Below are 3,057 nucleotides of genomic sequence, written 5' to 3' on the forward strand. Positions count from 1 at the left end.
AGAGGACCGTTGAAGGCCTGTCGAAAAACAAATGTTTTCCGACAGGCCTTGGCCTAGCGCACGCCCGCCTTGCAGCGTTCTGTGAATAGCGCTTAGTAATGACGGCGTATATACTTTGTTAGTATCAAGTGGCAGGAGGCCCCGATCATGTCAAAACAAGCCGTTTTCACGATGAAGCTGGAGCCTGAGTTGCGCGCCGAGTTTATGGCCGAAGCCGAGGCGGCCCATCGCCCGGCGTCGCAAGTGCTGCGCGAGCTGATGCGCGAGTTCGTTCAGCGCCAGCGCGAGTCGCGCGAGTACGACGAGTTCCTGCGCCGCAAGGTCGAAGCCGGCCGGGCTTCGATGCGCGCTGGATTGGGGCGGTCGAACGATGAAGTTGAGGCCGAATTCGCCGCACGGCGTGCCAGTGTGGCGAGCCAGGCGTGAGGGTTGTTTGGACGCCCGAAGCGCAGCAAGACCGTGCCGATGTGTGGGACTACATCGCAGCCGACAATCCGCGCGCGGCGGCCCGGATGGATGAGATTTTCAGCGACGCGGCCGCCCGCTTGATCCAGCACCCCATGCTGGGCAAGCCGGGAAAGATTCCCGGGACCCGCGAGTTGATCCCGCACGAAAGCTATCGCCTGGTGTATCAGATCGACGGCGAAACGGTGTGGATACTGACGCTGGTTCATACTGCCCGCCTGTGGCCGCCTGTGCGCGATTAAGATATGATCATGGCAACAATGAAACGGCGCGTTGACAGACTGCTTTCGAGCCAGACCGCGGTCGGCGGCAGGCGGCCAGGAGCGGTTGCTGGAACGAGTCCTTATCCCCGCTCCGACTTCATCGTATGCCTATAGAGGTGAGCCTACCTACCTCTGCAAGCGTTGCATCTTTTATTTGGCTGCTTGCCGTGCTGTCAGCGAGGTAAGCAGTCACAAGGACCGGTGCGCCTTGCGGTGGTAGCAATATTCCTATGTCGTTCGCATCTGTCTTGTTGGTCCCGGTCTTGTCGCCAACGGTCCAATCAGCAGGGGTTCCGGCCTTGAGGCGCTTTCCCCCGGTCGTGTTTTCGAGCAGCCACTGGCGGAGCAAATTCCGCGATAAGGGTGAGAGTGCATCGCCCAAGAGGAGCTTGTTCATGGTCATGGCCATGGCTCGCGGTGAGGTCGTATCCAAGCTTCCTCCTTCGACTCGGGTGTTGAGGTCGGGTTCGTTCCGATCGAGCCTCGTGATCTTGTCACCGAGTTGGCGGGCATACTGGGTGAGAGCTTGAGGGCCACCGTAGCTGGCTAGTATGAGATTGCCCGCTGTGTTGTCGCTGGTGGTTATCGTCGCGTGACAGAGTTGGGCCAAAGTCAACCCCTCGCCATCCGCATATGCCTCTGTCACTGGCGACCAAGGCACCAAGTCCTGCTTGCGGTAACGAATACGCCGAGTGAGCGACTCTTCACCACGATCCGCGCGCGCCAGCACCAAGCACTCGCCAGCAGCTTGAACGAACTGAGCATCATGAAAAGTTCGTCAGAGCGGTAGCCAAATTCGTGACCAGTCGCTGTGTCTATGACATGTACGCCCAACCGGCCTTGGGCTTTAGCCTCGAGTTGCTGAAACACAGCAGTCATCTGTCCTTGCTCGCCCAAGGCAAAGCTTTTCTTGGGGAAAATCGCACTGAAGCCAAAGGCAGAAAATGCCATCCCGACGGAGAAGTTGCGTCTTTTCATGGTTCCTACTGTTTGAAAATGAGTGATCATATGGATCGTCGGTGGTCTCTTCAAACGTAAAATCTGCAGCCCAGGCCCAAGAAAAACTTAGATCATCATGGACCTTCCGCTTAACGCGCTGCGCGCATTTGAGGTGTCTGCACGCCATCTGAGCTTCACCCGGGCGGGCCTTGAACTGCACCTGACGCAGACCGCCGTCAGTCAGCACGTCAAGAACTTAGAAGACCGCCTGGGCAAGAAACTCTTTCGGCGTATCCCGCGAGGGCTTGCTTTGACTGATGAAGGTGCTGCCCTGCTACCAGTGTTGACCGATGCTTTTGAACGGATCGGTTTAACGCTTGAGAAGGTCAAGACGCCTCATAAGAAAGAAGTTTTGTCTGTGGGCGTCGTCGGCACGTTTGCAGTGGGCTGGTTGCTGCCACGCCTCCGCGACTTTCAAGTCAAGCACCCCTTCATAGATCTTCGACTGTTTTCCAACAACAACCGAGTCGACTTGGCAGGCGATGGCCTGGACTTCGCAATCCGCTTTGGGGACGGCCACTGGCACGGCACAGAAGCGTCGAAGCTTTTTCTGCGCCACTCGCACCTGTTTGCGCCCCTTTCATGGCAAGTCGAATCCACACCCCCAGTGATTTGGCACGGGTCACGCTATTGCGGTCTTATCGAGCAGACGAGTGGACTGCATGGTTTCAGGCGGTTGGGTTAAACCCCCCACATTTGACGGGTCCGGTGTTTGACTCATCCCTTGTACTTGCTGATGCAGCCGCACAAGGAACAGGTGTGGCTTTGTTGCCGATTCGTCTCTTTGGTCGCGACCTACTCGGCGGTCGGCTGGTGACCTTATTTGACACTCGGATTGAGACGGGCAGCTATTGGTTGACCAAGCTCAAGCCACGCAAAGAGACCGACGGGATGAAAGCTTTCCGTGGCTGGCTGGAGCAAGAGTGCCGAGACAATTAGCTCTCGGCATGTGGAGGCATCGAAGGATGCGGCTGCTCTTACCGTTGAGCAGTGGAATGACCACTATGGGTCGGGTGCCGTCGCGTGCGCAGTGTAAGCGTCCGGTGAACACCACCTGATCAGTGGGCCACCGATTTGGAGAACAGATTGATCGTCAGCACCCCGGCCATGATCATGCCGATTCCGGCGAGCGCGGGGGCGTCCAGTGTCTGCTTGAACCACAGCCAGCCGACCGCCGACACCAGCACAATGCCGACGCCCGACCAGATGCCATAGGCTATACCCGTTGGTATCACTTTGAGGGTGATGGAGAGGAAGTAGAACGAGACCGCATAGCCTGTCACGCTGGCAAGCGTAGGCCATAGTTTTGTCATGCCTTCCGATGACTTGA

Annotated in this window: 5 protein-coding genes and 1 pseudogene; 3 read left to right on the forward strand and 3 right to left on the reverse strand. The window is 57.6% G+C overall.

Features of this window, described 5'->3' with window-relative positions:
* Positions 1-147: 147 nt before the first annotated feature.
* Positions 148-426, forward strand: a complete 279-nt coding sequence (locus tag x551_RS20415) for a hypothetical protein (RefSeq protein WP_011342941.1) — start codon at positions 148-150, stop codon at positions 424-426.
* Complete coding sequence (locus x551_RS20420) at positions 423-707, forward strand: type II toxin-antitoxin system mRNA interferase toxin, RelE/StbE family (protein WP_011342942.1); 285 nt, start codon at positions 423-425, stop codon at positions 705-707. Before x551_RS20415 ends, x551_RS20420 begins: the two co-directional genes overlap by 4 nt.
* A gap of 118 nt (positions 708-825) precedes the next feature.
* Here the strand turns inward: x551_RS20420 and bla are convergent, their stop codons facing one another.
* Positions 826-1,458 (reverse strand): class A beta-lactamase, encoded by a 633-nt coding sequence (gene bla, locus x551_RS24705; RefSeq protein WP_197028823.1) that lies wholly within the window; start codon positions 1,456-1,458, stop codon positions 826-828.
* Entirely contained in the window at positions 1,371-1,706 is a 336-nt protein-coding gene (locus tag x551_RS26615) for a hypothetical protein (RefSeq protein ID WP_197028824.1), read from the reverse strand. The genes bla and x551_RS26615 overlap by 88 nt, the downstream gene beginning before the upstream one ends.
* A 97-nt stretch (positions 1,707-1,803) precedes the next feature.
* Here x551_RS26615 and x551_RS24710 point away from each other — a divergent pair.
* Positions 1,804-2,666 (forward strand): annotated as a pseudogene (locus tag x551_RS24710) (LysR family transcriptional regulator).
* Between the two features lie 119 nt (positions 2,667-2,785).
* On the opposite strand, the gene x551_RS20425 reads toward x551_RS24710, so the two are convergent.
* A partial coding sequence (locus tag x551_RS20425; RefSeq protein WP_036250721.1) for an SMR family transporter occupies positions 2,786-3,057 on the reverse strand: 272 nt, incomplete at its 5' end.

It is taken from the genome of Methylibium sp. T29, from assembly GCF_000576205.1.
GTDB classification, from domain to species: Bacteria; Pseudomonadota; Gammaproteobacteria; order Burkholderiales; family Burkholderiaceae_C; genus Methylibium; species Methylibium petroleiphilum.

Bases quoted from the DNA above. Each gene is read 5' to 3' on its own strand.
- x551_RS20415 (WP_011342941.1), top strand. From the start codon at position 148: ATGTCAAAACAAGCCGTTTTCACGATGAAGCTGGAGCCTGAGTTGCGC.
- x551_RS26615 (WP_197028824.1), bottom strand. From the start codon at position 1,706: ATGAAAAGACGCAACTTCTCCGTCGGGATGGCATTTTCTGCCTTTGGC.